Source organism: Actinomadura sp. 6K520 (assembly GCF_004349245.1).
Classification (GTDB): Bacteria; Actinomycetota; Actinomycetes; order Streptosporangiales; family Streptosporangiaceae; genus Spirillospora.
The window spans coordinates 1-25,489 of record NZ_SMLC01000057.1 but is presented as its reverse complement, the minus strand read 5'-3'; the positions used below and the strand labels follow the sequence as shown (position 1 = coordinate 25,489).

Genomic DNA, 25,489 nt, shown 5'->3' with positions numbered 1-25,489 from the left:
ATGCTGTGCGGACGTGCCTACTGTCCCTCGGCTCGTGGTGGCCGCGCCTTCCACCGGAAGCGGCAAGACGACCGTGGCGACGGGCTTGATGGCCGCGTTCGCCGGCCTCGGCCTGCGCGTTTCCCCGCACAAGGTAGGCCCCGACTACATCGACCCCGGCTACCACGCGCTCGCCACGGGGCGGCCCGGACGCAACCTGGATCCGTGGCTGACGTCCGAGGAAATGGTCGTCCCGCTGTTCCTGCACGGCGCCTCCGGGGCGGACATCGCCGTCGTCGAAGGCGTCATGGGCCTGTACGACGGCGCGGCGGGCCTGGGGGCGTCCGACTCGGCCGGTGGCGGCGACTACGCGTCCACCGCGCACGTCGCGACCCTCCTGGACGCACCCGTCGTGCTGGTGGTGGACGCTTCGGCGGCGGCCGGACGGTCGGTCGCGGCCCTCGTCCACGGGTTCCGGTCGTACGGGACGGTCAGGGTCGGCGGCGTGATCCTCAACCGTCTCGGCTCGGAAGGGCACGAGCGCATGTGCCGCGAGGCCGTCGAGGAACTGGGCTTGCCGGTACTGGGCGCGCTGCGCGAAGCGGGCGGGGTGACGGCCCCGTCCCGCCATCTCGGGCTCGTCCCGGCCGCCGAACGGCGGGCGGAGGCGGTGGAGACCGTCCGGCGCCTGGGTGACCTCGTGGCCGCCTCCTGCGACCTGGACGCGGTGCTCGCCCTGGCCCGCGCGGCCTCTCCGCTGGAGGCCGAGCCGTGGAACCCGTCCGTGGCGGTCCAGGAGGAGGTCGTCCAGCGGAAGGCGGGTGAGCGGCCGCGCGTCGCCGTCGCCGGGGGACCGGCGTTCACGTTCGGCTACGCGGAGAACGAGGAACTCCTCACCGCCGCGGGTGCCGAGGTCGTCCGGTTCGACCCGCTGCGGGACGAGAGGCTCCCCGAACGGGCGAAGGGCGTCGTCATCGGCGGAGGGTTCCCCGAGGTGCACGCGGCGGAGCTTTCGGCCAACGAACCCCTGCGCGAGGAGATGGCGGCGTTCGGCCGGGCGTCCCGGCCCGTATACGCCGAATGCGCCGGCCTCCTCTATCTCGCCCAAGAGCTGGACGGCGCGCCGATGTGCGGGGTCCTGGACGGTGTCCGGGCGGCCATGGCCTCGCGGCTGACGCTGGGTTATCGTGCCGCGGTGGCGGTGGCCGACTCGGTCGTCGCCCGCACGGGCGAACGCGTCCGCGGCCACGAGTTCCACGGAACGGTCACCGAGCCGGTTCACGGGGACACCGCCGCGTGGCAGTGGGCAGGGTCCGGCCCCGTGGGGTTCGTGCAGGGCGAGTGCGTCGCGTCCTACCTTCATCTGCACTGGGCCGGGTCGCCCTGGGTCGCGAGCAGGTTCGTCGACGCCTGCGGAGGGGAGCGCGCGTGAACGCCTTCGAGAAGAGCGTTCGCCTTGAGGGCGAGCGGCTCGTGCTGCGCCCGTTCGGCCTCGACGACGCTCCCGGGCTGATCGAGGCGATCCGCGCCGGGGAGGACTTCCTGCCGCCCAACTTCCCGGACGTGCTGGAGGCCGAGCCCATCGCCTGGTTCCTGCGGGAGGGCGTCCACAAGGTGCAGCGGTTCGGCCTGGGCATCCACCTGGCCGCGACGGACCGCGACACCGGCGGCCTGCTCGGCACCATCGGGCTGTTCAAGGTGAGCTGGGACCATCTGACGAGCGAGGTCGGCTACGGGATGCGGCGGGACGTGCGCGGGCGCGGCTACGCCACCGAGGCCCTCTCACTGGTCACCGACTGGGCGCTGCGCGACTGCGGGCTCTTCCGCGTCGAACTGCGGGCCATGGTCACCAACCACGCCTCCGTCCGCGTCGCCGAGAAGGCCGGATACACCCGCGAGGGGATCGCGCGGGGAGCCGAACGCGACGCCGCCGGGGTCAGCCAGGACATGATCGTCTTCAGCCGGATCGCGACCGATCCGCGCCCCGGATCGGCGGCGTCCGGCGTGCCGTGGCGGCGCTCCGGCGGCGACTCCGGAAGGCTCGTCACCCAGGACGAGGAGGGACGGCCCCGGTGACCGCTGAAGACAGGACGCTCGTGATGTACGGGGACGGCGTGCGGGACGCGGCCCGGCGGATGCTGCCGAAGCTCCCGGACGCGTGCTTCGTCCCGGCCGGCGCGGAAGCGCTGCGCGCGGCGGTCGAGGGCGGGCTCGCGCAGGTCGTCCTGGTCGCCGGCATCGACGAGCAGACGGCCCTCCTGGGCGACTCCGCGGTCCTGGCGTCGATCACCCTCTCCATGGGCGGGGGACCCGCACTGACCGCCGAGGTGGCCGGGGCCCCGACGGCCCGGCACGCCTACGGGATGTGGGAGGCCGCCGGCAGGCTCGGGCCGTGCGGCCGGGAACTGTGCCGCCGCACCGCCGGTGAACTGGAGCGCCTCGCCGCCGAGGCCGCCGGTTCGGCGGCCAGTCCCGTCGCCGCGCAGGTGGTGCTGGTCGACGCGGCGGGGGAGCGCATGGTCGGCATGTACGGGCGAATGGCCCGGTAGGTGGGCGATGCTGCCGGTGGATAGGCGATCGGGTAAGCGGCCGGGTGCGCGGCCGGGTGGGCGATGCTGACCGTTGTCGGCCGCGACGGGTCGCCGCTGAGCGATGCGGCACGGGAGGCCGTGGAGAACGCAGCGCTCGTGATGGGCGAATCCGGCCTCCTGGAGGGCCTGCCGCTGGCGCCCGGTGCGCGCACGGTCGCCACCGAGGACCTGCCGGGCGCGCTGCAAGGCGTCGATGTGTCGGACCAGGACGTCGTCCTCGTCGTGAACGGCGACCCCGGCCACTTCGGCACCCTCCGCACGCTGCTCGAACAGGGACACGCGCCGGAGACCGTGCCCGCCGCGCCCCTGGTCGCGCGGGCTTTCGCCCAAGCGGGGCTGCCCTGGGAGGACGCACTGGTCGTCTCGGCCAGGGACGGGCACCTACGGCAGGCTGTGAACGCGTGCCGAGCACACCCCAAGGTGGCTGTGCTGACCGGGCCGGGTGCGGGGCCGGCGGAACTGGCGCGCGCGCTGTTCCCGGTGACACCGCGGTCGTTCGTGGTGTGCGAGAACCTGGACGGGCCTCGGGAGCGCGTCGTCTACGTCCGCCCTGCGGAGGCGACCACCCGTCCTTGGAACCACCCGGAGGTCGTGCTCGTCCTGGACAATCGGCACGCGCTGGGAAAGCACGGCTGGCTCTCCGGGCCCGCCCCGGCCCCGGCGGGATGGGCGCTGCCTGGGGACGCCTTCGGCGAGGGGCCGGGCCTGCGTCCGGACGTCAGGGCCTTCGTCCTCGCCAAGCTGGGCCCCAGGGTCGGCGACATGGTGTGGGACGTGGAGTCCGGCGACGGTTCCATCGCCATCGAGTGCGCACGCTTCGGCGCCGCCGTGGTCGCCGTCGACCGCGACTACGCGACGTGCGAGCGGATCCGCGAGAGCGTCCGATTGCACGGCGTCAAGGTCGCCATGGCCTCCGGCGACGTGCGGCCCACCGCTGATCACCTGCCCAGGCCCGACGCCGTGTTCGTCGGCCCCGGGTTCACCGGACGGGCCGGGATCGAGGCCGTCCGCGCCTGCGCCGGGCTCGCCCCCGCCCGCCTCGTGGCCATCGCCTCCGGCGACGAGGCCCGCGGGACCCTGGCCGTGCTGGCCGAGCACGGCTTCACCGGCGACGCCGTCCGGCTCCAGGCGAGTCCGCTGGATTCGCCCGAGCCGCCGGGGGAACCGGTGATCGTCGTCTGGGGCGAGCGGGACGCCCGGGTCCCCGGCCGCCGCCCGGCCCGGACCGGCAGGCCGATCGCCACGATCCCCGCCCTTCCCGGTGAGTCCGAAGAGCCCGGCATCGGGGCGTAACAACCGTAAAGCCATGACTCCCGGAAAGCCGTGCCACCCTGGTGTCCTGACCTGGAAGCGAAGCAGGAGGCGCAGTTGACCGTCCGTCAACCCCACCCGATCGAGGTCCGGTCGTACGAGATCCTGCGGTCCCGCGTCGACCTGTCCCCGATGCCGCCGCTGTGGCGGGCCGTCACCGAGCGGGTGATCCACGCCACCGCCGACCTGGAGTACGCGGTGGACCTGGTCACCAGGGAGGAATACCTCAGGCAGGGCTGGGCCGCGCTGCGCGACGGCGCGCCGGTCGTGACCGACGAGGGGATGGTCGCGGCCGGGATCACCGCCCGGGAGCCGATCTGCCACATCGCCGACCCGGCCGCCGCGCGGATGGCGCGCGCCGCCGGCATCACCCGCTCGGCCGCCGCGGTCCGGCTCTCGTACGCGGAGGTCGGGCCTGGCGCGGTCTGGGTCGTCGGCTCCTCCCCGGAGGCGATCTCCGAGATCATCGCCCGCCGGGTGAGCCCCGCGCTGGTCGTCGGCGTGCCGGTCGGCTTCGTCGGCGCCCGCGAGGCCAAGGAGGCGCTGCGCGCCAGCGGGCTGCCGCAGCTCAGCAACGCCTCGGAGAAGGGCGGCTCGGCGGTCGCCGCGGCCGCCGTCAACGCCCTGCTGTACGCGGACGAGGCGGGTCACCGGTGATCCCGAACCCGGCCGAGCCGGACGAGGTCGACCTGCGGCACCACGGCGACGCGGAGGTCGGCGACGGGCTCGCCGACTTCGCCGTCAACGTCCGCACCGGCACGCCCCCGCCGTGGCTGGCCGAGCGGATCCGGGCGTCGGTGGCCGACCTGGCCGGCTACCCCGATCCGCGTCCGGCGCGCCGTGCGGTCGCGCGGCGGCACGGCCGGTCCGCCGGGGAGGTGCTGCTCACCGCCGGCGCCGCGGAGGCGTTCGTCCTGCTCGCGCGGGTCCTGGCACCGCGCCGTGCGGTCGTCGTGCATCCGCAGTTCACCGAGCCCGAAGCCGCGCTGCGAGCCGCCGGGCACCCCGTGGAACGGCTGATTCTCACCAAGGACTTCACGCTCGACCCCGCCGCCGTCCCCGCCGACGCCGACCTGGTCGTGGTGGGCAACCCCACCAACCCGACCTCGGTCCTGCATCCGGCCGCCGCCGTCGCCGCGCTGGCCGCGCCCGGCCGGACGGTCGTGGTCGACGAGGCGTTCATGGACTGCGTCCCCGGCGAACCGGAGAGCCTCGCGACCCGGCTTCCCGCCGGGGTCGTGGTCATCCGCTCCCTGACCAAGACGTGGGGCCTCGCGGGGCTCCGCGCCGGGTACGTCCTGGCCGACCCCCACCTGATCGAACGGCTCACGGAGGCGCAGCCGCTGTGGGCGGTGTCCACGCCCGCGCTCGTCGCCGTCGAGGCGTGCTCCACCCCGGAGGCGGTCGCCGAGGCCGAAGCGTGGGCCGCCGAACTCGCCGCCGAACGCGACAGGCTGTCCGCGGAACTGAGCGCACGCGGCCTCTACGTCGTGCCCGAAGCGCGCGCCTCGTTCCTGTGCCTGTGCGTGCCCGACGCACTCGGAATCAGGGCGCTGCTGAGGCAGCGCGGCTACGCCGTCAGGCGCGGCGACACCTTCCCAGGTCTCGGCTCCGACTGGTTGCGCATCGCCGTCCGCGACCGGTCGTCCAACGACGCGCTCCTGAACGTGCTGGGCGAGCTGGGAATCTGAGCAGAATCCCTGCTAGGGCCGACCCCCGAGAGGACACCGTGGACCTGATCGAGCAGACCATCGCATCCATCGCGCCGCTGGACGAGGCCGCCATGCGGGACGCCCGGGACCACCAGGCCCGGCTCACCAAGCCGCCCGGGTCCCTCGGCGTCCTGGAGGAGGTGTCGGTCAGGCTGGCCGGGCTGGCCGGGCGGTGCCCGCCGCCGATGCCCGAGCCCGCCGCCGTCGCCGTCTTCGCCGCCGACCACGGTGTCCACGCCCAGGGCGTCACGCCATGGCCGCAGGAGGTGACCGCGCAGATGGTGGCCAACTTCCTCGCCGGCGGCGCCGTGGTCAACGCGTTCGCCGCGCAGGTCGGCGCCCGCGTCAGCGTCGTCGACATCGGCGTCGCCGCCGAACTCGACGCGGCTCCCGGGCTGATCCGGCGCAAGGTCGCCCCGGGCACCGCCGACCTGACCCGCGGCCAGGCGATGAGCGCCGGCGAAGCCCGGCGGGCCGTGGGCACCGGTATCGAGGTCGCGCGCGAGCTGGTCGCGGAGGGCGCGGGATGCCTGGTCACCGGGGACATGGGGATCGCCAACACCACCGCGTCCGCGGCGCTGATCGCCGCGTTCACCGGCCTGCCGCCCGAGCGGGTCACCGGACGGGGCACCGGGATAGACGACGCCACCCACGCCCGCAAGGTGGAGGTCGTCAGGACGGCCCTCGCGCTGCACGGCCTGCCCGCGGGGGACGGCGCCGAGCCGCTCGGCGTCCTCGCGGCCGTCGGCGGGCTGGAGCACGCCGCGATCGCCGGATTCGTCCTCGGTGCGGCGTCGCTGCGGGTCCCCGTCGTCCTCGACGGGGTGATCGCCGGTGCCGCCGCCCTGGTGGCCGCCGCGCTGTGCCCGCCGGTCCTCGGCGCGTGCGTCGCCGGGCACCGGTCGGCCGAACCGGGCCACACCGCCGCCGTGGACGCGCTGGGGCTGCGGCCGCTCGTCGACCTGGAACTGCGGCTGGGCGAGGGAACCGGCGCGCTGCTGGCGTTGCCGCTGGTCCAGGGCGCGGTGCGGGTGCTGCACGAGGTCGCCACGTTCGACTCCGCCGGAGTCAGCGGCAAGGACGCCGGGCCCCGTAACTAATCGATCACTAAATGAGTCACGCTCGGCTATCGACTGCGCGGAGGCCCTCTCCATGCGCTTGTGAAGCCGAGTACCTTTGTTCACTGAAGACAGGTGTCCGACACCGGCGTCCGCAAGCCGCCCCCGCACGTCACCGACCAGCACGTCAACCGACCGCCCACCCGATCGAGAGAACCACCACGTGCCCCCGTACCTGCTAGGCCTGCGACTCGGCGGGCGACGCGTCCTCGTCGTCGGCGGAGGGCGGGTCGCCCAGCGCCGCGTGCCCGCCCTCCTGGACGCGGGCGCCTCGGTCGTGCTGGTCTCGCCCGAGGTCACCCCCTCCCTGGAGGGCATGGCCGAGCGCGGCAGGATCACCTGGCACCGGCGGCGCTACGAGCCCGGTGACTGCGCGGGGGCCTGGCTCGTGCAGGCCGTCACCGACGACTCCAAGGTCAACGGGGACGTCGTCGCCGAGGCCGACGCCGCGCGGATCTGGGCCGTCCGCGCCGACGACGCCGAGTCCTCGCCGGCCTGGACGCCCGCGAGCGGGCACGCCGGCGACGCGACCGTCGGGGTGCTGCTCGGCGGCGACCCGCGGCGGGCGGCGGGCATCCGCGACGCCGTGGTCGAGGGGCTGCGCGACGGCGCGCTCGAATCCCGGCACTCCCGGCGCAAGCCCGCCGGAGTCGCCCTCGTCGGCGGCGGCCCCGGCGACCCCGGCCTGATCACGGTCCGCGGGCGGCAGCTCCTCGCCATGGCCGACGTCGTCGTCACCGACCGCCTCGCCCCCGGCGGGCTCCTCGACGAGCTGCCCGCCGACGTCGAGGTGATCGACGCCGCCAAGATCCCCTACGGGCGGACGGTCGCGCAGGAGCACATCAACGCGTACCTGGTCGAGCACGCCCGCCAGGGCAGGTTCGTCGTCCGGCTCAAGGGCGGGGACCCGTTCGTGTTCGGGCGCGGCGGCGAGGAGGCCCTGTACTGCGCCCGCCACGGCGTCCCGGTCACGGTCGTCCCGGGCATCACCAGCGCGATCGCCGTGCCGTCCGCCGCGGGCATCCCGGTCACCCACCGGGGCGTGGCGCAGGAGTTCCACGTCGTCTCCGCGCACGTCCCCCCGGGCCACGCGGACTCGACCGTCGACTGGGCGGCGCTGGGGCGCGCGAACGGCACGATCGTCCTGCTCATGGCGGTGGAGCGGACGGCACTGATCGCGGCGGCCCTCATGCGCTATGGTCGGTCGTCCGGCACGCCGGTCGCCGTGATCCAGGATGGCACCCTCCCCGGCCAGCGGTCGCTGACGGCGACGCTGGGCACGGTGGCCGACGCGATGGCCGCCGGTGACATCCGCCCCCCGGCGATCGTGGTCGTGGGCGATGTGGTCGACGTGGCACGAGAGATCGACATGATTCGAGCCGACATGGGACGGGATCCGTGACACCCCCGGCAGAGCGAAGCGCGGTCCACGACGAGCAGGCCGGCTCCGGTCCGGGACGCGGAATCGAGGATTCCGCGGCCCCCGGCGGCGACGCCGCGCCCGACAGGCAGGCGCGCGGGCAAGGCGCGCGCGAAGAGGACGAGGTGCGCGAGAAGGAGACGTCCGGGAAGGGCGCCGGACAGGAGCCGGCGAACGGCGCCGAGGAAGGCGCGGCCAAGGAGACCGGGGACGCCAGGGCGAGGCGCGGCCGCCGGCGGGCCGCCAAGCCCGGCGCCGGGACGGTGCGCCAGGGCGAGCTGGTCCGGTCGCTGACCGCCCTCCGCGAGCAGCTCGACGCCTTCGACTTCCTGCTGGACGTCCCGGGCGTCCAGGAGGCCCGCGAGGCCCGCGACGAGCTGCGCGCCCAAATGGAGGACTACGTCCTCCCGCGCATCCAGGCCGCCGGCGCGCCGATGCTGGTGGTGCTCGGCGGGTCCACCGGCGCGGGCAAGTCCACGCTGGTCAACACCCTCGTCGGCGCTCGCGTGAGCGCGACCGGCGTGCTGCGCCCCACCACCAGCAGCCCGATCCTGGTGTGCCACCCCGACCACGTCGAGTGGTTCATGGAGGGGCCGCTGCTGCCCGGCATGGGGCGGGTCCGCGGCCCGGCCCCCGACGCCATCGCGGGTGACCAGTTGGTCATCATCGGCAGCGACGTCCTCCCGCCGGGCCTCGCCCTCCTCGACAGCCCCGACTTCGACTCCGTCTTCGAAGACCACTACGAGTTCGCGACCAAGCTGATGGCCGCGGCCGACCTGTGGTTGTGCGTCACCACCGCCGCCCGCTACGCCGACGCCCAGGTGTGGCAGATGCTCCAGCGGGCCAAGGAGAACGGCGCCACCATCGGCGTCGTCCTGTCCCGGGTCCCGCAGGGCGCCGGGCCGCAGGGCGCCGAGGTCGTCGAGCACTTCGGCGAGATGCTGGACGAGCACGAGGTCGGCGACGCCCGCCGCTTCACCGTCCCCGAGACCCGCATCGAGAACAGCCGGCTCCCCGAGGAGACCGTCGCGGACATCCGCGCCTGGCTGACCGGCGTCGCCGAGGACACCGAGGACCGCGAGATCGTCATCAGCGACACCCTCGCCGCCGTCCTCGACAGCTTCCGCACCCGCGTCCCCGAGCTGGCCCGGCAGGTCGAGGCGCAGGTCGAGCAGCGCACCGAGCTGGCCAGGGAGGTCGAGGCGGGCTACGGCACCGCCCTCGCCGAGCTGGACGAGGCGACCCGCAACGGCTCCCTGCTGCGCGGCGAGGTGCTCGCCCGCTGGCAGGACTTCGCCGGCACCGGCGACCTGCTGAAGTCCCTGCACGTCCAGCGCGGGCGCCGCGGCCGGGCCGCCGCGCGCCGCAACCGCCGCAGCCCCGCCCGCGTCCGCGCCCTCAAGGCCGCGCTGCGCGCCGGCCTCGAATCGCTGATCATGGCGTCTGCCGAGCACGGCGCCGAGCAGGTCATCGCCCGCTGGCGCGACCACCCGTCGGGACGCCAGGTCCTCGCCGGGACCGACGCCGAGCTCGCGCACGTCTCCCCGGAGCTGTCGCGCCGCGTCACCCGGGCCGTCAGTTCCTGGCAGGACCACGTCCAGGAGCTGATCCGCACCGAGGGCGTCACCAAGCGCTCGGTCGCCAAGCTGGTCTCGTTCGACACCGAGGCGGTCTCGCTCGTCCTGATGATCGGCCTGCTCGGCTACGGCACGTCCGACGTGGCCGTCGAGGGCGGCAACAGCGCCGTCCCGCAGCGGCTGCTCAAGGCCCTGTTCGGCGCCGAGTCGCTGCGCGGCATGGGCGCCAAGGCCCGCGCCGACCTGCGCAGCCGCATCGGGATGCTGTTCGACGAGGAGGCCATCCGGTTCGGGCAGGTGCTCGACTCCGCCGGCATCCCCGACGAGACCGTCCCCGTCCAGCTGTACCAGGCCACCTACAACCTCGAGGTTGCCCGATGACCACCTCGGCCATCCCCGCGAACTCGCCGGCCGGAGCCGGTGGGATCCCCCTCGTCCCCGCGGACGTGCCCGGCGCCGGCGCGCCCGCCGGGCCGCCCGGGCTGACCGACCGGCTGGCCGGGCTCGACCGGCTCGTCCACGCGGGCGTCGGCCGGCTCGACCAGCCCGTCCTGGACGATGCCGCCGCGCTGCTCGACCGGGCCGGGCAGCGGCTGCGGCTCTCCGGCGAGCACACCGTCGTCACCCTCGCCGGCGGCACCGGCAGCGGGAAGTCGTCGCTGTTCAACGCGATCTGCGGGCTCGAACTCTCGCCGACCGGGATGCGCCGCCCGATGACGTCCAAGGCCCACGCGTGCGTCTGGGGCCTGGACGGCGCGGGCCCCCTGCTCGACTGGCTGGACGTGGACAAGCGGCACCGCTACGCCCGCGCCAGCGCCCTCGACCTGGAACGCGCCGACCACTCCCTGCAGGGACTCGTCCTCATCGACCTGCCCGACCACGACTCCATCCAGGCGATGCACCGCGCCGAGGTCGACCGTTTCGTCACCATCGCCGACCTGCTCGTCTGGGTCGTCGACCCGCAGAAGTACGCCGACGCGGCCCTGCACCGCAACTACATCGTCCCGTTCGCCCGGCACACCGGCGTGACGCTCATCGTCCTCAACCAGGTCGACCGGCTCACCCCGCACGAGATCGACGACTGCGTCGCCGACCTGCGCCGCCTGCTGGAGGCCGAGGGCCTCGCCGACCCGCGGATCGTGACCACCTCCGCGGTCGCCGAGGACGGCACGTACGGCTTCCGCGACGTCCTCGTGGACACCGTCGCCGCCCGCCGCGCCCGCACCGAGCGGCTCTCCGCCGACGTCGACAGGGTCGCCGAGCGGTTCGCCGACTACCGCTTCGCGACCGAGCCGCCGAGCACCGTCGACGACGCCCGCCGCGCCGACCTCGTCCAGGCGTTCACCGACGCCGCGGGCGCGCCCGCCGTCGCCGAGGCCATGGAGAGCGCCTACGAGCTGCGCGCCGCCGACTTCGTGGGCTGGCCCGTCGCCGCCATCGTCGCCCGGCTGCGGTCCGACCCGCTGCGCCGGATGCGGCTGACCGAGCTGCGCGAGGAGCTGCGCCACGCCTTCACCGGGCCGGTCGGCGCACAGCAGGGCGATGTGGACAACGCGCTCCAGTCCGTTACCGAGGGGCTTTCCCAGGAGCTTCCGACACATTGGGGACGCTCCGTTCGCGGCGCCGCCCGTTCGCACGCCGCCGAGATCCCGGAAGCCCTGGGCGAATCGCTCAAGAACGCGCTGCCCACGTTCAACGCCGTGCCCCGCTGGTGGTGGCTGGTCAAGACGTGGCAGTACTTCCTGGTGCTGGTCGCCGTCCTGAGCGTCGTGTGGATCGGTTTCCTGGTCGCCTACGCCCTGCTGGACCTCGGCGGCGACAACCCGAGCCGCCTGGTCGGGGACGCCGGCCTCATCCCCTACGTCGCCGTCCTGGTCGTGTGCACGCTCGGGATGGGCTGGCTCACCGCGTCCGCCTGCCGCAACCTCGTGGCCCTGTCGTCCGCGAAGCACGGCGACAAGATGGAGCACCACATGCGGGTGGGCATAGAGCGCGTCGCCTACGAGAAGGTGATCGAGCCCATCGAGGACGACCTGCAGGTCTACGCCCGCTTCCGCGAGAACGTGGACATCGCACTCGGCCGCGGCTAGTTATCCACAAGTTCGCGACCGCTCCCGCCGTCCTCCGCCCCTGCGCCACCGTTGACGCGTACACCACGTACGCGAGACGGAGGACGCAGTGAACGAGGCCCACATCACCATCACCGGCTGGGTCGCCGCCGAACCCCGCTACACCATGACGCCCAACGGGACGCCGTTCCTCTCCCTGAGGGTGGGCTGCACGCCCCGGCGCTACGACCGGCAGACGGGCCAGTGGCAGGACGTCGAGACGCTCTTCATGACGGTCAACTGCTGGCGGGGGCTCGCCGACAACGTCAACGCGTCCGAGTTCCCGCGCGGAACTCCGGTTCTGGTCACGGGCCGTCTCCGCATCCGCCAGTACGAACGCGACGGCCAGTGGCGCTTCTCCGCCGAGGTGGAGGCCACCACCCTCGGCCCCGACCTCCAGCGCGGCACCGCCGACTTCCGCCCCGTCCAGCGCGGCGGCCCGCTGAGCGAGGAAGACCGCCGGCTGGCCCGCGACGCCGCCGACGAATGGGCCCTGACCGCCCCGGCGGAAGAGGAGAAGGAGCCGAAAGCGGCCTAGCAGGGGCGGAGGCATCGCAGTGGCGGAGACATTTCAGTAGGGGGCGTGGCCGGCAGTGGACATCGCCGCCGGCAACGCCCCCGCACCGTCGTGGGGGGTATGCGGCGTCAGATCCAGGAAATGCCGCGCATGGTCGTATCCCCCTCAGGATGTGCCGGGGCCGCGGAAACGCGGTCCCTGATGCGTGGTGTCCGGACGGTCACTCGCATGTGCGTTCCCGAACGTACCTGTTTCACGCCCCTTCCGCACACGTTGCAACTATCGTGTTACACAAGGTGATGCGCGTTAGGGGGAAGGATGACGGCAGTGCAGTCGTCCGCCGAGGACCGTGGCGGGGAACTGGCCTTCCGGCCGAGGCGCCGGACGCTTCTGGGGCGTCCGTCCCTGCTCGTGATCTATGTGCCGGTGGTGGTGGCCGCCCATCTGGGGCTCGCCGTCGCGGGGCTGCTCAGCACGCCGCTCCGGACCGGTGAGCTGACGACGTTCGCGGCCCTGCTGGCGTGCGGGGCGGTGTGCATCGAGGCCACCCGCCGGCTCGGGATGCCGGCCGGGGTCGCGCGCGACCTGCTGTCGGCGTGGTGGCTGCCGGTCGCGCTGCTGCTGCCCCCGGTGTACGCGCTGCTGATCCCGCTGCCGGTGCAGGCGCTCCTCCAGTTCCGGGTGCGCCGCACCCTGGTCTACCGGCGGGCACTGGTCGCCGCGGCGCACGGGATCGCCGGCGCGTGCGCGTCCCTGGCGTTCCACCAGGTGGTGCGCGACCCCCTGGAAGAGGCGCCGCAGTGGGTCGTCCAGGCGTATCCGGGCATTGTCGCGGCGGTCGGATGCGCCGCGCTGTTCACGGTGGTGAACACCGCGATCGTCGCGGTCGCGGCCCACGCGGCGAGCCCGGAGAGCCGCTGGCGCGACGTCCTGTGGACGCGCGAGAACCTGCTCCTCGACCTGGTCGAGCTGTGCGTCGGCATCCTGGTGGCGATCACCTGCGCGCTGTCCCTCGGCCTGCTGATCCTGGCACTGCCCCCGCTGATGCTGCTGCAGCGGAGCCTGATGCACCAGCAGCTCCAGGCGGCGGCGCGAACGGACGCCAAGACCGGGCTGCTGAACGCGGCGGCCTGGCAGATGGAGGCCGACACCGAACTGTCCCGGGCGCAGCGCACCCACGGCGCCGTGGCACTGCTCCTCATCGACATCGACCACTTCAAACGGGTCAACGACACCCACGGCCACCTGATGGGAGACCAGGTCCTCGTGGGAGTGGCCAGCACGCTGTGCCACCAGCTGCGCGACTACGACGTGGTGGGCAGGTTCGGCGGTGAGGAGTTCGTGGTCCTGCTCCCCGGCGCCGACACCGTCGAGGCGTGCCGGGTCGCCGAACGCCTGCGCGGCCGCGTGCGCAGGCTCGCGGTGCCCGCCGAGGAGGGGACGGTCACGGTGACGGTCTCGGTGGGCGTGGCCCTGTTCCGCACCCACGGCCAGGACCTCCTGGAGCTCCTGGCGTCCGCCGACCTGGCCCTCTACCGGGCCAAGTCCTCCGGCCGGGACCGCGTCTGCCTCCCCGCGGTGGACGGCCCGAGACCGACCGGCACCTGAACTTCCCGCCCGGTTGCGGGGAGGGGCCCGCAGGGGCCCTGCCCGCCGGGGGCGTGGCAGGTGGCACTGAACACCGCCCCAGACCCTCTAGGCTTGAGGATATGGCCGAGTACATCTACACGATGCAGCGTGTGCGCAAGGCACATGGCGACAAGGTCGTCCTTGACGACGTCACCCTGCATTTCCTTCCGGGTGCGAAGATCGGAGTCCTGGGGCCGAACGGCACCGGTAAGTCGACGCTGCTGCGCATGATGGCCGGTCTGGAACAGCCGTCCAACGGCGAGGCGCGCCTCATGCCGGGCTTCACGGTCGGCATGCTCCAGCAGGAGCCTCCGCTGAACGAGGAGAAGACCGTCCTCGGGAACGTCGAGGAGGGCGTCGCCGAGACGAAGGCGATGCTCGACCGGTTCAACGAGATCGCCGAGAAGATGGCGACGGACTACTCCGACGAGCTGATGGAGGAGATGGGCAAGCTCCAGGAGCACCTCGACCACCGCAACGCGTGGGACCTCGACAGCCAGCTCGAACAGGCGATGGACGCGCTGCGCTGCCCGCCGGGCGACGCGGAGGTGTCGAAGCTGTCCGGTGGTGAGCGCCGGCGCGTCGCGCTGTGCAAGCTTCTCCTCGAAGCCCCCGACCTGCTGCTGCTGGACGAGCCCACCAACCACCTGGACGCGGAGAGCGTGCAGTGGCTGGAGCAGTTCCTCGCGAAGTACGAGGGGACCGTCCTGGCCGTCACGCACGACCGGTACTTCCTCGACAACGTCGCCACCTGGATTCTGGAGCTCGACCGGGGCCGCTGCTACCCGTACGAGGGCAACTACTCCGTCTACCTGGAGAAGAAGGCCGACCGGCTGAAGGTCGAGGGCAACAAGGACGCAAAGCGCAAGAAGCGCCTCCAGGACGAACTGGAGTGGGTCCGGTCGAACCCGAAGGCGCGGCAGACCAAGAGCAAGGCGCGCCTTGAGCGGTACGAGGAGATGGCCGCCGAGGCCGCCAAGCACCGCAAGCTGGACTTCGAGGAGATCCAGATCCCGCCGGGGCCCCGCCTCGGCAACACGGTCATCGTGGCCGACAAGCTGACGAAGGGCTTCGACGACCGGGTCCTCATGGAGGACCTGTCGTTCAACCTGCCGCCGAACGGCATCGTCGGTGTCATCGGCCCGAACGGCGTCGGCAAGACGACGCTCTTCCGCATGGTCATCGGCGAGGAGCAGCCGGACGGGGGCGACCTGCGGGTCGGGGAGACCGTCCAGGTCTCCTATGTCGACCAGGGGCGCGGGGGCATCGACCCGAAGAAGACGGTGTGGGAGGTCGTGTCCGACGGCCTCGACCACATCAAGGTCGGGCAGGTCGAGATGCCGTCCCGCGCGTACGTCGCGGCGTTCGGCTTCAAGGGCCCCGACCAGCAGAAGCCGGCGGGCGTCCTGTCCGGCGGCGAGCGCAACCGCCTCAACCTGGCGCTCACGCTGAAGATGGGCGGGAACGTCCTGCTGCTGGACGAGCCGACGAACGACCTCGACACCGAGACGCTGTCCAGCCTGGAGAACGCCCTCCTGGAGTTCCCCGGCTGCGCCGTGATCACCTCGCACGACCGGTGGTTCCTGGACCGGATCGCCACGCACATCCTCGCGTGGGAGGAGGGGTCGAGCTGGTTCTGGTTCGAGGGCAACTTCGCCGACTACGAGAAGAACAAGATCGAGCGCCTGGGCGCCGACGCCGCCCGCCCGCACCGGGTGACGCACCGCAAGCTCACCCGCTGACCCCCTGAACGACCCCCGGACGGCCGCGCGATCGACCATCGACCGCGCGGCCGTCCGCATGTCCCGCGCCGTTCACCCCGCCCGTCCACCGACTTCCGCACCTACACCCAGCATGACCTCGACCAGGTCGCCCGCGAGGTCAACGGACGGCCCCGCCAGACCCGGGGCTGGAAAACCCCAGCCCCGGGCACTCAACGAGTTCCTCGTTGCAGCAGCCGCTTGACATCGCCGCCTGCCATAACGGCAACACGCCGCCGGGCGAAGAACCCGGTGGACATTGATGGTCACCGCGGCAGCGGCCGGCATCGACCCGCCGGCCTCGGCGCGGCGATGAGGTTCCAGATTGATGCATGGCGCGCATCGATTGATGCGTATTTCGTGTTGGACAGGTATTGATCGCGTCTCCTATCGTCCGGGTTGACCTCACCTGCCGGACCCGAGGAGGACGGACGATGGCGCGGCTCACCGGGCACATGGTGATCGGCTTCGAGCGCGTCGCCGGGGCGGGCACGGCGATCAGGGCCGTCGATCCGCGCACCGGTGAACGTCTCGACCCCGAGTACCGCTACGGCGGCGAGGCCGAGGTGGCGCGGGCCTGTGCCCTGGCCGAGGAGGCGTCCGACGCCTATCGTGCGACCTCTCCCGGGCGGCGCGCCGCGTTCCTGGAAACGGTCGCGGCCAAGCTGGACGATCTCACCGAGGCGCTCGTCGCGCGTGCTGCGGCCGAGACGGGGCTTCCCGTGCCGCGCCTGACGGGGGAGGTCGCCCGTACTGCCGGGCAGCTCCGCCTCTTCGCCGGCGACCTCCGCGCCGCCGGGGAAGGAACCGCCGCCGTCGATCCCGCCGGGGACGCCGGTCCGGAGATCCGGCAGGGCCGGGTGGCCCTGGGGCCGGTGGCGGTGTTCGGGGCGAGCAACTTCCCGCTGGCGTTCTCCGTGGCGGGCGGGGACACGGCGTCGGCGCTGGCGGCCGGCTGCCCGGTGATCGTGAAGGCGCATGACGCCCACCCCGGGACGTGCGAGCTGGTCGGCGGGGCCGTGGCGGAGGCCGTCCGGGAGGCGGGGCTGCCGGAGGGCGTGTTCTCGATGCTGTACGGGGACGGGCCGACGCTGGGCGGCGCGCTCGTCACCGACCCGCGCGTCCAGGCGGTCGGGTTCACCGGGTCGCGGGCGGCGGGCCTGGCGATCGCGAAGGCGGCGGCGAACCGGCCCCGGCCGATTCCGGTGTACGCGGAGATGAGCAGCGTCAACCCGGTCTTCCTGCTCCCGGAGGCCCTCGCGGAGGGCGGCGGCGACCTCGCGGAGGCGTTCGCCGGGTCGGTGACGCTCGGGGCAGGTCAGTTCTGCACGAACCCGGGGCTGGTCTTCGCGGTCAGGGGGGCGGCCCTGGACACCTTCCTGGACGCGGCGGCGAAGGCCATCGCCGGCGACCCGGGCGCGCCCATGCTCACCCCCGGCATCGCACGCGCCTACGCGGAGGGCGTCGGACGCCTCGAACGGCACCCCGATGTCGAGATCCTCGCGCGGGGAAGGGAACCCGGCGCGGCGGTCGGCGGCGCGGCGGCCCTCGCCGCCGTGGACGCCGAGCACTTCGGGCCCGACCTGCAGGAAGAGATCTTCGGCGCGTGCTCCCTCGTCGTCCGGTGCGCGGATCTCGACCAGCTCCGGGAGCTGGCCCGCGGCCTTGAGGGGCAGCTGACCGCGACGATCCACGCGGCCCCGGGCGACCGGGAGGCGGCGGCCCGGCTGCTGCCCGTCCTGGAGCGCCTGGCCGGACGGATCGTGTGGGACGGCTGGCCCACCGGGGTAAGGGTCGGGCACGCGATGGTCCACGGCGGGCCGTTCCCGGCGACGTCCGATCCGCGGACGACGTCCGTGGGGAGCCTGGCCATCGAGCGGTTCCGGCGGCCGATCGCCTACCAGGGGGCGCGGCGATGAGCACCCCGGTCGTCACCGGGATGCGCGTCGTCCCCGTCGCGGGGCACGACAGCATGCTGCTCAACCTGGGCGGCGCGCACGGCCCGTTCTTCACCCGGAACCTGGTCCTGCTGGGCGACTCGTCCGGCGCCACCGGAGTCGGGGAGGTCCCGGGCGGCGAGGGGATACGGCGGACGCTGGAGGACGCGCGCGACCTGGTCGTCGGCAGGCCCATCGGGCGGTCGGACGAGATCCTGAACGCCGTCCGCACCGCGTTCGGCCACCTGGACGCGGGCGGGCGCGGCCCGCTGACGCATGACACGAGGATCACCGTCCACGCGCTGACCGCGATCGAGTCGGCGCTGCTCGACCTGATGGGGCGGTTCCTCGGCGTCCCGGTGGCGGCGCTGCTCGGCGACGGCGTCCAGCGGACGACGATCCCGATGCTCGGCTACCTGTTCTACATCGGCGACCGCCGCAGGACCGGCCTTCCGTACGAGGCGCCGCCGGAGGGCGCCGACGGCTGGCTGCGGGTCCGGCACGAGGAGACCATGACGCCGGACGCGATCGTCCGGCAGGCGGAGGCCGCCCGGGAGCGGTACGGGTTCGCCGACTTCAAGCTCAAGGGCGGTGTGCTCAGGGGCGAGGAGGAGGCCGCGGCCGTGCGGGCGCTGGCGGAGCGGTTCCCCGAGGCCCGCATCAACCTGGACCCGAACGGCGCGTGGTCGCTGGAGGAGGCCGTCCGCCTCGGCGGCGAACTCAAGGACGTCCTCGCCTACGCCGAGGACCCGTGCGGCGCCGAGGCGGGCTACTCCGGGCGCGAGACGATGGCGGAGTTCCGCCGCGCCACCGGCCTGCGCACCGCCACCAACATGATCGCCGTCGACTGGCGGGAGCTCGGCCACGCGATCCGGCTCGACTCGGTGGACATCCCGCTCGCCGACCCGCACTTCTGGACGATGCGCGGCTCGGTGCGGGTGGCCCAGCTGTGCCAGGCATGGGGGCTGACCTGGGGCTCGCACTCCAACAACCACTTCGACGTGTCGCTGGCGATGTTCACCCACGTCGCGGCCGCCGCGCCGGGCGAGATCACCGCGATCGACACGCACTGGATCTGGCAGGACGGCCAGCGCCTCACCCGGGACCCGCTGCGCATCGCGGACGGCCGGATCACGCTGCCGGAGGCGCCCGGCCTGGGCGTCGACGTCGACGAGGAGCGGATCGCGGCGGCGCACCGGCTGTACGTCGAGCACGGACTCGGCGACCGGGACGACGCCGCCGCGATGGAGTACCTGGTGCCCGGCTGGACGTTCGACCCGAAACGTCCCTGCCTCGTCCGCGACCGAGCGTCCCGCGGCGCCCCGCGCAGGCCGGGACGAAACCGCGGCGGGTAACATCGGGCCGGACCCCGGCTTTCCCGTACCCCAGGCGAGGACATGCAGCAGACCGACCTGCCCGCGGCCGAGTACCGGCACATCTACGAGTTCAAGATCCGGTTCGGCGACATCGACTCCCAGGGCCACGTCAACAACGTGAAGTTCCTCGGCTACCTGGAGGACGCGCGCCTGGAGATGTTCCACGGCGACCCGGTGCGCAAGGGGGAGAAGCCCGTCCGCGGCATGGTGATCTCACGCCACGAGATCGACTACCGGACGCCGCTGCTGCCGACCGTGTACCCGATCCGCGTGGAGACGTGGGTGACCGAGGCCCGCGCGGCCTCGTTCAAGCTGGCCTACGAGGTGCGGGACGACGACAACGTCTACGCCGAGGCGACCTCGACCCTCGTGGCGTTCGACGTGGAGTCGAACCGGCTGCGGCGCTTCACCCCCGAGGAGCGGGAGTTCATCGGGCGTTATGTGGCGCCCTCGCCATGACCGCGCTCGCCGGGCGGCCCGCTCCGCTGGACCGCCTCCAATCCGGGGTGCGGTTGCGGGTCGTCCAGATGGCGGACGCGGAACGGCTCGCCGCGCTCTGTGCGGAGAACCGCGAGTATCTGCGCCCCTGGGAGCCGGAGCGCGACGACGCGTACTTCACCGTCGACGGCCAGCGCGACAATCTCCACGACCTGGTCGAGGCGTACGTCACGGGGGAGATGTGGCCGGGTGTCATCCTGGTCGACGGCGAGATCGCCGGGCGGATCACCCTCAACAACGTCCTGCGCGGCCCCTTGCAGAGCTGCTTCGTCGGTTACTGGGTGGCGCGCTCGCACGCCGGACGCGGTGTCGCGACCGAGGCGCTGCGGCAGGCGCTGGACGTGGCGTTCGGAGCGCTCCGACTGCACCGCGTCGAAGCGTTCACAAGGGTGGACAACCTCGCGTCCCAGCGGGTCCTGGAACGCAACGACTTCACGGTGGTGGGAACGGCCCGCCGGCACATCCACCTGAACGGCCGCTGGCACGACGAACGCCTCTTCGAACGCCTCGCCCCCTGGGACGACGGCATCTCCCCGAGGCCGTGTTAGTCCAGGGGGGCGACCCCCTGGAACCCCCGGTCCGCACGGGGCGCCGTGCTAGCCCAGGGGGGCGACCCCCTGGAACCCCCGGTCCGCACGGCGCGCCGTTTCCCGATCCGCTCCGCGTCTCGTGAAACGGCGCCCCGTGCGGCGGGTCGTGCGACCTGCGCTCGCTGCGCTCGCTCCGGCCGCACGACCCGTGGGGTGATCATTTATGCGGGTGAGCTGGGTTAGGGCAATGCCTGCCCGGGGGCGGTGCCCTGGTGATCAGCTGGGTGGGGGAAGTGTCGTAATTCGGGGGGACAACATTCCATTACGGATAGGTAACAAGCGCGACAGGGATCCGTTTTCGACCCGTATTTGATCTAGTGTCGCGACGCGATTGTGGAGAACCCACGTGAAAGGGGCACAATGCGGCGCGTCTCACAAGGAGCGATGGCACTGCTGCTCGCCGCGGCGATGACCGGAGCGGGCGCCACTGCGGCGCAGGCGGTCACCGTCCAGGCGGGAACGGCCAGGACGGGCACGGTTCAGGCGGGCGACGTCCTCGACCGCCTCAAGGCGATTCCCGGGATGCAGGTGACGGAGAAGACCTCGACGTTGCCGGGCTACCGCTGGTTCTGGCTCGAATACCGGCAGCCGGTCGACCACCGCAACCCCCGGGGGCAGTGGTTCGAGCAGCGCATCATGCTGCAGCACAAGTCCGCCGACCTGCCGATGGTCCTCTACACCAGCGGCTACCACACCCCGGAGGTGATGTTCACCTCCGAGCCGACCGCGCTCGTCGACGGCAACCAGATCTCGGTCGAGTACCGGTACTTCAGCCCGTCCCGCCCCGTCCCGACGGACTGGCGGAAGGACACGATCTGGCAGGCCGCCACCGACGAGCACCGGCTGATCCGCGCGCTCAAGACCATCTACGACGGCAAGTGGATCTCGACGGGCGGCAGCAAGGGCGGCATGACCGCCGTCTACCACAAGCGCTTCTACCCGCGGGACGTCGACGGCAGCGTCGTCTACGTGGCGCCGAACGACTACCGCAACAACGACGACCGCGCCTACGACGAGTTCTTCGAGACGGTCGGGACCGACCCCGAATGCCGCGCCCACCTGCAAGGGCTCGCGCGGGAGTTCCTCAAGCGCCGGCCGGCCATGCTCGAACGCTTCACCGCCGCCGCCGAGAAGAACGGCTGGACGTTCGACATCCTGCGCACCCCGGACCGGGCGTTCGAGAACTCGGTGATGGACTACGAGTGGGCGTTCTGGCAGTACAGCCTGCAGTCCGACTGCGCGGACCTGCCGCCGGTGGACTCCTCCGACGACGTGCTGTACGAGTCGCTCGACACCATCTCCGGCCTGTCGTTCTACACCGACCAGGGCCTTGAGCCCTACATCCCGTACTTCTACCAGGCGGGCACGGAGCTCGGCTGGCCGTCGCCGAAGTTCGCGCACATGCGCAGGCTGCTGCGGCACGAGCGCAGCTACCACCCGCGCACGTACGTCCCGCGCGACATCCCGATGCGGTTCGACAACGGCCGCGCCATGCGCGACATCGACAACTGGGTGCGCGGGAACGCAAGCCAGATGATGTTCGTGTACGGGGAGAACGACCCGTGGGGCGCCAAGCCGTTCCGTCTCGGTCGGGGTGCCCGTGACTCGGCCGTCTACGTCGCCCCCGGCATGAACCACAGCGGCCGCCTCATCACCAGGCTGCCCGCGGAGCAGCAGGCCGAGGCGATAGCCGACCTCAAGCGGTGGGCGGGCATCGACGAGGACGCCCCGACCCTGAAGTCCGCGCCGACCGCCGACGACCCCCTCCAGCTCCAGCGCCCCCCGCTGTAGCGCTCGACCTCGCGGTGTGCCGTCCCATGCGCTGACCCTCGCCTGGGACGGCCCACCGCGCACCGACCAGCCCCGCACGCGAGCGCGTTACCTGACCGGTGAGGCGATGCCGGAGGCGAGCCTTACCGGGAAGATCGCGAAGCGATGCCGCGCTCGCACAGGGCAGGTCACGGAGCGAGCGTTAGCGAGCGCAGTGGGCCGGTCCTGCAATAGGCACAGCCGCGCTCGCACAGGGCAGGTCACGGAGCGAGCCGCTAGGCGAGCGCAGTGGGCCTGGACTGCATAAGTACAGCAGAACTGCCGGGGAGTAGGTCGCCGAAGAGGGGGGAGCTGCTCAGTAGCGGGTCGCCGGGTGGGAGCCGGACGGGGTTGTCGCCGCAGTTGAGCGCGCAGATGAGCGGGCCCCGCCGGAAGAAGACGGCCGTGTCGGGGGAGTCGAGCCATTCCACGTCCTCCGGAAGGTCGTCCAGGAGGCGGCGGCGCAGGGCCAGGGCCTCCTGGTAGAACGCGAGCATGGAGGACGGGTCGGACGCCTGGGCCTCGACGGTCATCGAAGCCCAGTCCCGCGGCATCGGCAGCCATGGACGGACGCCGTCCGCGGAGAACCCGTACGGCTCGGAGCCGCCGGACCAGGGCAGTGGGACGCGGCAGCCGTCCCGTCCTACCAGTTCCCCGTTGGTGCGCTCCCAGATGGGGTCCTGCCTGGCGTCGTCGGGGAGGTCGGTCACCTCGGGCAGGCCCAGTTCCTCCCCCTGGTACAGGTAGGCCGAGCCTGGGAGCGCCAGGAGCATCAGTAGCGCCGCCTTGGCTCTGGCGTACCCGATGCCGGGGACGTTCTCCGGCCGCTCGTAGCGGGTGACGTGCCGGACCGAGTCGTGGCTGGACAGGACCCAGGTCGGGGCGGCGCCCGTGGGTGCGACGGCCTTCATCGCGGCCGTCGCCACCTCACGGAACGCCGTGGCCGACCACGAGGCGAGTTGCAGATCGAACTGGAAGACCTGGTGGAGTTCGTCTGGGCGGAGGTAGAGCGCGAGGTCTTCGGGCCCGTCCGTCCACACCTCGCCTATGGCCATGCGGTCGCCGTCGTACTCGTCGAGGATTCTCTGCCACCGCCGGTACACGTCGTGGACTTCCGGCCGGCTGTAGATGGGCCCGTTCAGGACGCGGCGGTCCTCGGCGCCGAGGTCGCGGAACGACGCGTCCTTGAACAGGCCGGCGGCCACGTCGATGCGGAAGCCGTCCACGCCGCGATCCAGCCAGAACCGCAGGATGTCCTCGAACTCGTGCTGGACCTCGGGGTTGCGCCAGTTGAAGTCCGGCTGCTCGCGGGCGTAGAGGTGCAGGTACCACTCGCCGTCGTCCACCTGCGTCCAGGCGGGGCCGCCGAACGCGGACGGCCAGTCGTTCGGCGGTGACTCCTCGCCGGGACGTTCCCCTGGCCTCCCGGGCCGGAAGATGTAGCGGGAACGCTCGGGTGACCCGGGCGGCGCGGCGAGTGCCTCCCGGAACCAGGGATGCCGGTCGGACGAGTGGTTCGGGACGATGTCGACGATCAGCCGCAGCCCGTGCGCGTGCGCGTCCGCCACCAGTGCGTCGAAGTCGCGGAGGGTGCCGAAGCGGGAGTCGACGTCGCGGTAGTCGGCCACGTCGTAGCCGCCGTCGGCGAGCGGGGAGGTGTAGAAGGGGGTGAGCCAGAGCGCGTCCACGCCGAGGTCGCGCAGGTGGCCGAGCCGGGACCGGATCCCCTGGAGGTCGCCTTCACCGTCCCCGTCGGAGTCGGCGAAGCTGCGGACGTACACCTCGTACACGACGGCATGGCGCCACCACGGGATTCGCGTCATACGTGGCGATCTACCCGCTTATGTCGGGGCGTTCACCAGACTTTGCGCCGCCATCGTGAAGTAGTCCCACAGCTGCTTCTCCAGCGGCTCGGGAAGTTCCAGCTCCTCCACGGCGGCCCGCATGTGCCGCAGCCAGGCGTCCCGCTCGGCGGCGCCGATCACGAACGGCACGTGCCGCATCCGCAGCCGCGGATGCCCGCGCCGCCGGCTGTAGGTGTTCGGGCCACCCCAGTACTGGATCAGGAACAACCGCAGCCTCTCCTCGGCGGGGCCGAGGTCCTCCTCGGGGTAGAGGGCGCGTAGGTCGGGGTCGTCCGCGACACCCTGATAGAAGCGGTGCACCAGCCGGTGGAAGGTCTCCTCGCCGCCGACCGCTTCATAGAAGGTCACCTTTTCAGCCATAGCGATCTCCACCCTATGTGAGACGTGCGCACTTCCGTCCCCTGGCGCTCAGGGGGCGGGGGTCGCGACGGTGACACCGGCCTCGTCGAACACGCGCTTGACCCGCTCGCGCAGCTCGCGGGCGACGTCGCCCTGCTTGCCGGGGGCCGTCTTCAGCACGACGCGGATGACGAGGGCGTCCCCGGCGAACGCCTGCACACCCCATACCGACGGCTCCTCCAGGATGAGGTCGTTCCAGGGGGAGTCGGCGGCCATCGCGTCGGCGGTGGTCTGCAGGAGCTCCTTGACCCGCTCGGTGTCCTCGTGGATGTCGACCGGGATGTCCAGGACGGCGCGGCCCCAGTTCTGCGACTCGTTGCCGACCCTCTTGATCTCGCCGTTCGGGACGTACCAGACGATGCCGTCCACGTCCCGCATCCGGGTGACGCGCAGCGTGACGGCCTCGACCGTCCCCTTGGCGCTGCCGACGTCGATGTAGTCGCCGACGCCGTACTGGTCCTCCAGCAGCATGAACAGCCCGGCGAGGATGTCCTTGACGATGTTCTGCGCGCCGAAGCCGACCGCGACGCCGATGACGCTCGCGCTGGCCAGGATGGGGGCGAGGTTCAGGCCGAGCGAGCCGAGGACGCTGAACAGGGCCGTCCCCATGATGAGGACGGACGCGAAGGAGCGCAGTACCGAGCCGAGCGTCTGGGCGCGCTGGGCCCGCCGCTTGGTGAGCAGGGCCGGGTTGCCCTCGAACACCGTCCGGGAACGTTCCCTGACCCGCTCCGACATCGTGCCCTCGGCCATCCGCAGCGTCACCCTGGTGATCATGCGGTGCGCGATGTTCTTGACGATCAGCGCGATGACCAGGGTCAGGATGACGAGCAGGAGGGTGGTGAGCGGGCCGTCGAGCCAGGTCGAGTAGAACCGCGTGAAGTCGGCGTTGTGCGAGATGTTCCAGACGAGCCGGCAGGAGGTCGTGGGCGTCTCGTCGCGGCAGGCGGACTCGGCGGAACCGTCCTGGGCCCAGGGCAGCAACGGTTCGACGGCGAGTGACATCCGGCAGACCCTCCCCGGCCGTAAGTGGTGCCTGGACACCTCGCCGTGCTCCCGCGGCGGGTACGAGCCTGATCGTAGGGGACTGGTCCGATCGGTTCGTACTACCGCGGGCGATGTGTCACGACGTGGCCGGGGAGGGGCTGATCGGCGAACGTGTCCCGCGAGGTCCGCGGCTGCCGCGCCGTTCCGGCCGCGGCCTCGCGGGACACGCTCGGTCTCGGGGCGCCCTGCTCGCGGGCGTCCGGCTGAAGGGGATCGGGGGTCGGGTCCAAGGGGTCGGGCTCAGGG

The 25,489-nt window shown here is 72.5% G+C and carries 22 protein-coding genes; 18 read left to right on the top strand and 4 right to left on the bottom strand.

What is annotated here, in order from left to right; translation table 11 throughout:
- Window positions 1-13 precede the first annotated feature (13 nt).
- The 18 genes from E1289_RS17225 (at window position 14) to E1289_RS17140 (ending at window position 21,914) form a co-directional block, all read left to right on the top strand.
- Window positions 14-1,411: a cobyrinate a,c-diamide synthase gene (locus E1289_RS17225; RefSeq protein ID WP_131981294.1), complete on the top strand. Its 1,398-nt coding sequence runs from the start codon at window positions 14-16 to the stop codon at window positions 1,409-1,411.
- On the top strand, window positions 1,408-2,055 hold the full coding sequence (locus E1289_RS17220; protein WP_131981292.1) for a GNAT family N-acetyltransferase: 648 nt from the start codon (window positions 1,408-1,410) through the stop codon (window positions 2,053-2,055). The genes E1289_RS17225 and E1289_RS17220 overlap by 4 nt, the downstream gene beginning before the upstream one ends.
- A complete protein-coding gene (locus E1289_RS17215) occupies window positions 2,052-2,528 on the top strand; it encodes a hypothetical protein (protein WP_131981290.1) in 477 nt (158 codons plus the stop codon). The genes E1289_RS17220 and E1289_RS17215 overlap by 4 nt, the downstream gene beginning before the upstream one ends.
- Window positions 2,529-2,591: 63 nt before the next feature.
- Complete coding sequence (locus tag E1289_RS17210) at window positions 2,592-3,863, top strand: bifunctional cobalt-precorrin-7 (C(5))-methyltransferase CbiE/decarboxylating cobalt-precorrin-6B (C(15))-methyltransferase CbiT (RefSeq protein ID WP_243712873.1); 1,272 nt, start codon at window positions 2,592-2,594, stop codon at window positions 3,861-3,863.
- A gap of 75 nt (window positions 3,864-3,938) precedes the next feature.
- Entirely contained in the window at window positions 3,939-4,538 is a 600-nt protein-coding gene (locus E1289_RS17205; RefSeq protein WP_131981288.1) for a precorrin-8X methylmutase, read from the top strand.
- Window positions 4,535-5,572 carry an Rv2231c family pyridoxal phosphate-dependent protein CobC gene (cobC, locus tag E1289_RS17200; protein WP_165970519.1) on the top strand — a complete coding sequence of 346 codons (1,038 nt, stop codon included), beginning with the start codon at window positions 4,535-4,537 and terminating at the stop codon, window positions 5,570-5,572. Before E1289_RS17205 ends, cobC begins: the two co-directional genes overlap by 4 nt.
- A gap of 38 nt (window positions 5,573-5,610) precedes the next feature.
- The gene (gene cobT / locus E1289_RS17195) at window positions 5,611-6,693 is read left to right on the top strand and encodes a nicotinate-nucleotide--dimethylbenzimidazole phosphoribosyltransferase (protein ID WP_131981286.1); all 1,083 of its coding nucleotides are present in this window, start codon (window positions 5,611-5,613) and stop codon (window positions 6,691-6,693) included.
- A gap of 181 nt (window positions 6,694-6,874) precedes the next feature.
- On the top strand, window positions 6,875-8,113 hold the full coding sequence (gene cobA, locus E1289_RS17190; RefSeq protein ID WP_131981284.1) for a uroporphyrinogen-III C-methyltransferase: 1,239 nt from the start codon (window positions 6,875-6,877) through the stop codon (window positions 8,111-8,113).
- Entirely contained in the window at window positions 8,110-10,089 is a 1,980-nt protein-coding gene (locus E1289_RS17185) for a dynamin family protein (protein ID WP_243712871.1), read from the top strand. The genes cobA and E1289_RS17185 overlap by 4 nt, the downstream gene beginning before the upstream one ends.
- Window positions 10,086-11,798: an ABC transporter gene (locus E1289_RS17180; RefSeq protein WP_131981282.1), complete on the top strand. Its 1,713-nt coding sequence runs from the start codon at window positions 10,086-10,088 to the stop codon at window positions 11,796-11,798. Before E1289_RS17185 ends, E1289_RS17180 begins: the two co-directional genes overlap by 4 nt.
- A gap of 88 nt (window positions 11,799-11,886) precedes the next feature.
- A complete protein-coding gene (locus E1289_RS17175) occupies window positions 11,887-12,354 on the top strand; it encodes a single-stranded DNA-binding protein (RefSeq protein ID WP_131981280.1) in 468 nt (155 codons plus the stop codon).
- A 297-nt stretch (window positions 12,355-12,651) separates the two neighbouring features.
- Window positions 12,652-13,941 carry a GGDEF domain-containing protein gene (locus E1289_RS17170; RefSeq protein WP_131981278.1) on the top strand — a complete coding sequence of 430 codons (1,290 nt, stop codon included), beginning with the start codon at window positions 12,652-12,654 and terminating at the stop codon, window positions 13,939-13,941.
- A 101-nt stretch (window positions 13,942-14,042) separates the two neighbouring features.
- A complete protein-coding gene (gene ettA / locus E1289_RS17165) occupies window positions 14,043-15,704 on the top strand; it encodes an energy-dependent translational throttle protein EttA (protein WP_131981276.1) in 1,662 nt (553 codons plus the stop codon).
- A 452-nt stretch (window positions 15,705-16,156) separates the two neighbouring features.
- Window positions 16,157-17,641 (top strand): aldehyde dehydrogenase (NADP(+)), encoded by a 1,485-nt coding sequence (locus tag E1289_RS17160; protein WP_131981274.1) that lies wholly within the window; start codon window positions 16,157-16,159, stop codon window positions 17,639-17,641.
- On the top strand, window positions 17,638-19,014 hold the full coding sequence (locus E1289_RS17155) for an enolase C-terminal domain-like protein (protein ID WP_131981272.1): 1,377 nt from the start codon (window positions 17,638-17,640) through the stop codon (window positions 19,012-19,014). The genes E1289_RS17160 and E1289_RS17155 overlap by 4 nt, the downstream gene beginning before the upstream one ends.
- Window positions 19,015-19,056: 42 nt before the next feature.
- On the top strand, window positions 19,057-19,494 hold the full coding sequence (locus tag E1289_RS17150; RefSeq protein ID WP_131981270.1) for a thioesterase family protein: 438 nt from the start codon (window positions 19,057-19,059) through the stop codon (window positions 19,492-19,494).
- Window positions 19,491-20,081 carry a GNAT family protein gene (locus tag E1289_RS17145; RefSeq protein ID WP_131981268.1) on the top strand — a complete coding sequence of 197 codons (591 nt, stop codon included), beginning with the start codon at window positions 19,491-19,493 and terminating at the stop codon, window positions 20,079-20,081. Before E1289_RS17150 ends, E1289_RS17145 begins: the two co-directional genes overlap by 4 nt.
- A gap of 426 nt (window positions 20,082-20,507) precedes the next feature.
- Window positions 20,508-21,914, top strand: a complete 1,407-nt coding sequence (locus tag E1289_RS17140) for a S28 family serine protease (RefSeq protein ID WP_243712870.1) — start codon at window positions 20,508-20,510, stop codon at window positions 21,912-21,914.
- Window positions 21,915-22,168: 254 nt separating this feature from the next.
- Here the strand turns inward: E1289_RS17140 and E1289_RS17135 are convergent, their stop codons facing one another.
- The 4 genes from E1289_RS17135 to E1289_RS39010 form a co-directional block, all read right to left on the bottom strand.
- Window positions 22,169-23,755: an alpha-amylase family glycosyl hydrolase gene (locus tag E1289_RS17135; RefSeq protein ID WP_131981264.1), complete on the bottom strand. Its 1,587-nt coding sequence runs from the start codon at window positions 23,753-23,755 to the stop codon at window positions 22,169-22,171.
- 18 nt (window positions 23,756-23,773) lie between these two features.
- On the bottom strand, window positions 23,774-24,157 hold the full coding sequence (locus tag E1289_RS17130; protein ID WP_131981262.1) for a globin: 384 nt from the start codon (window positions 24,155-24,157) through the stop codon (window positions 23,774-23,776).
- A gap of 48 nt (window positions 24,158-24,205) precedes the next feature.
- Complete coding sequence (locus tag E1289_RS17125; RefSeq protein ID WP_131981260.1) at window positions 24,206-25,201, bottom strand: mechanosensitive ion channel family protein; 996 nt, start codon at window positions 25,199-25,201, stop codon at window positions 24,206-24,208.
- Between the two features lie 101 nt (window positions 25,202-25,302).
- On the bottom strand, window positions 25,303-25,489 hold a 187-nt coding region (locus E1289_RS39010; protein WP_207929008.1), incomplete at its 5' end, for a hypothetical protein.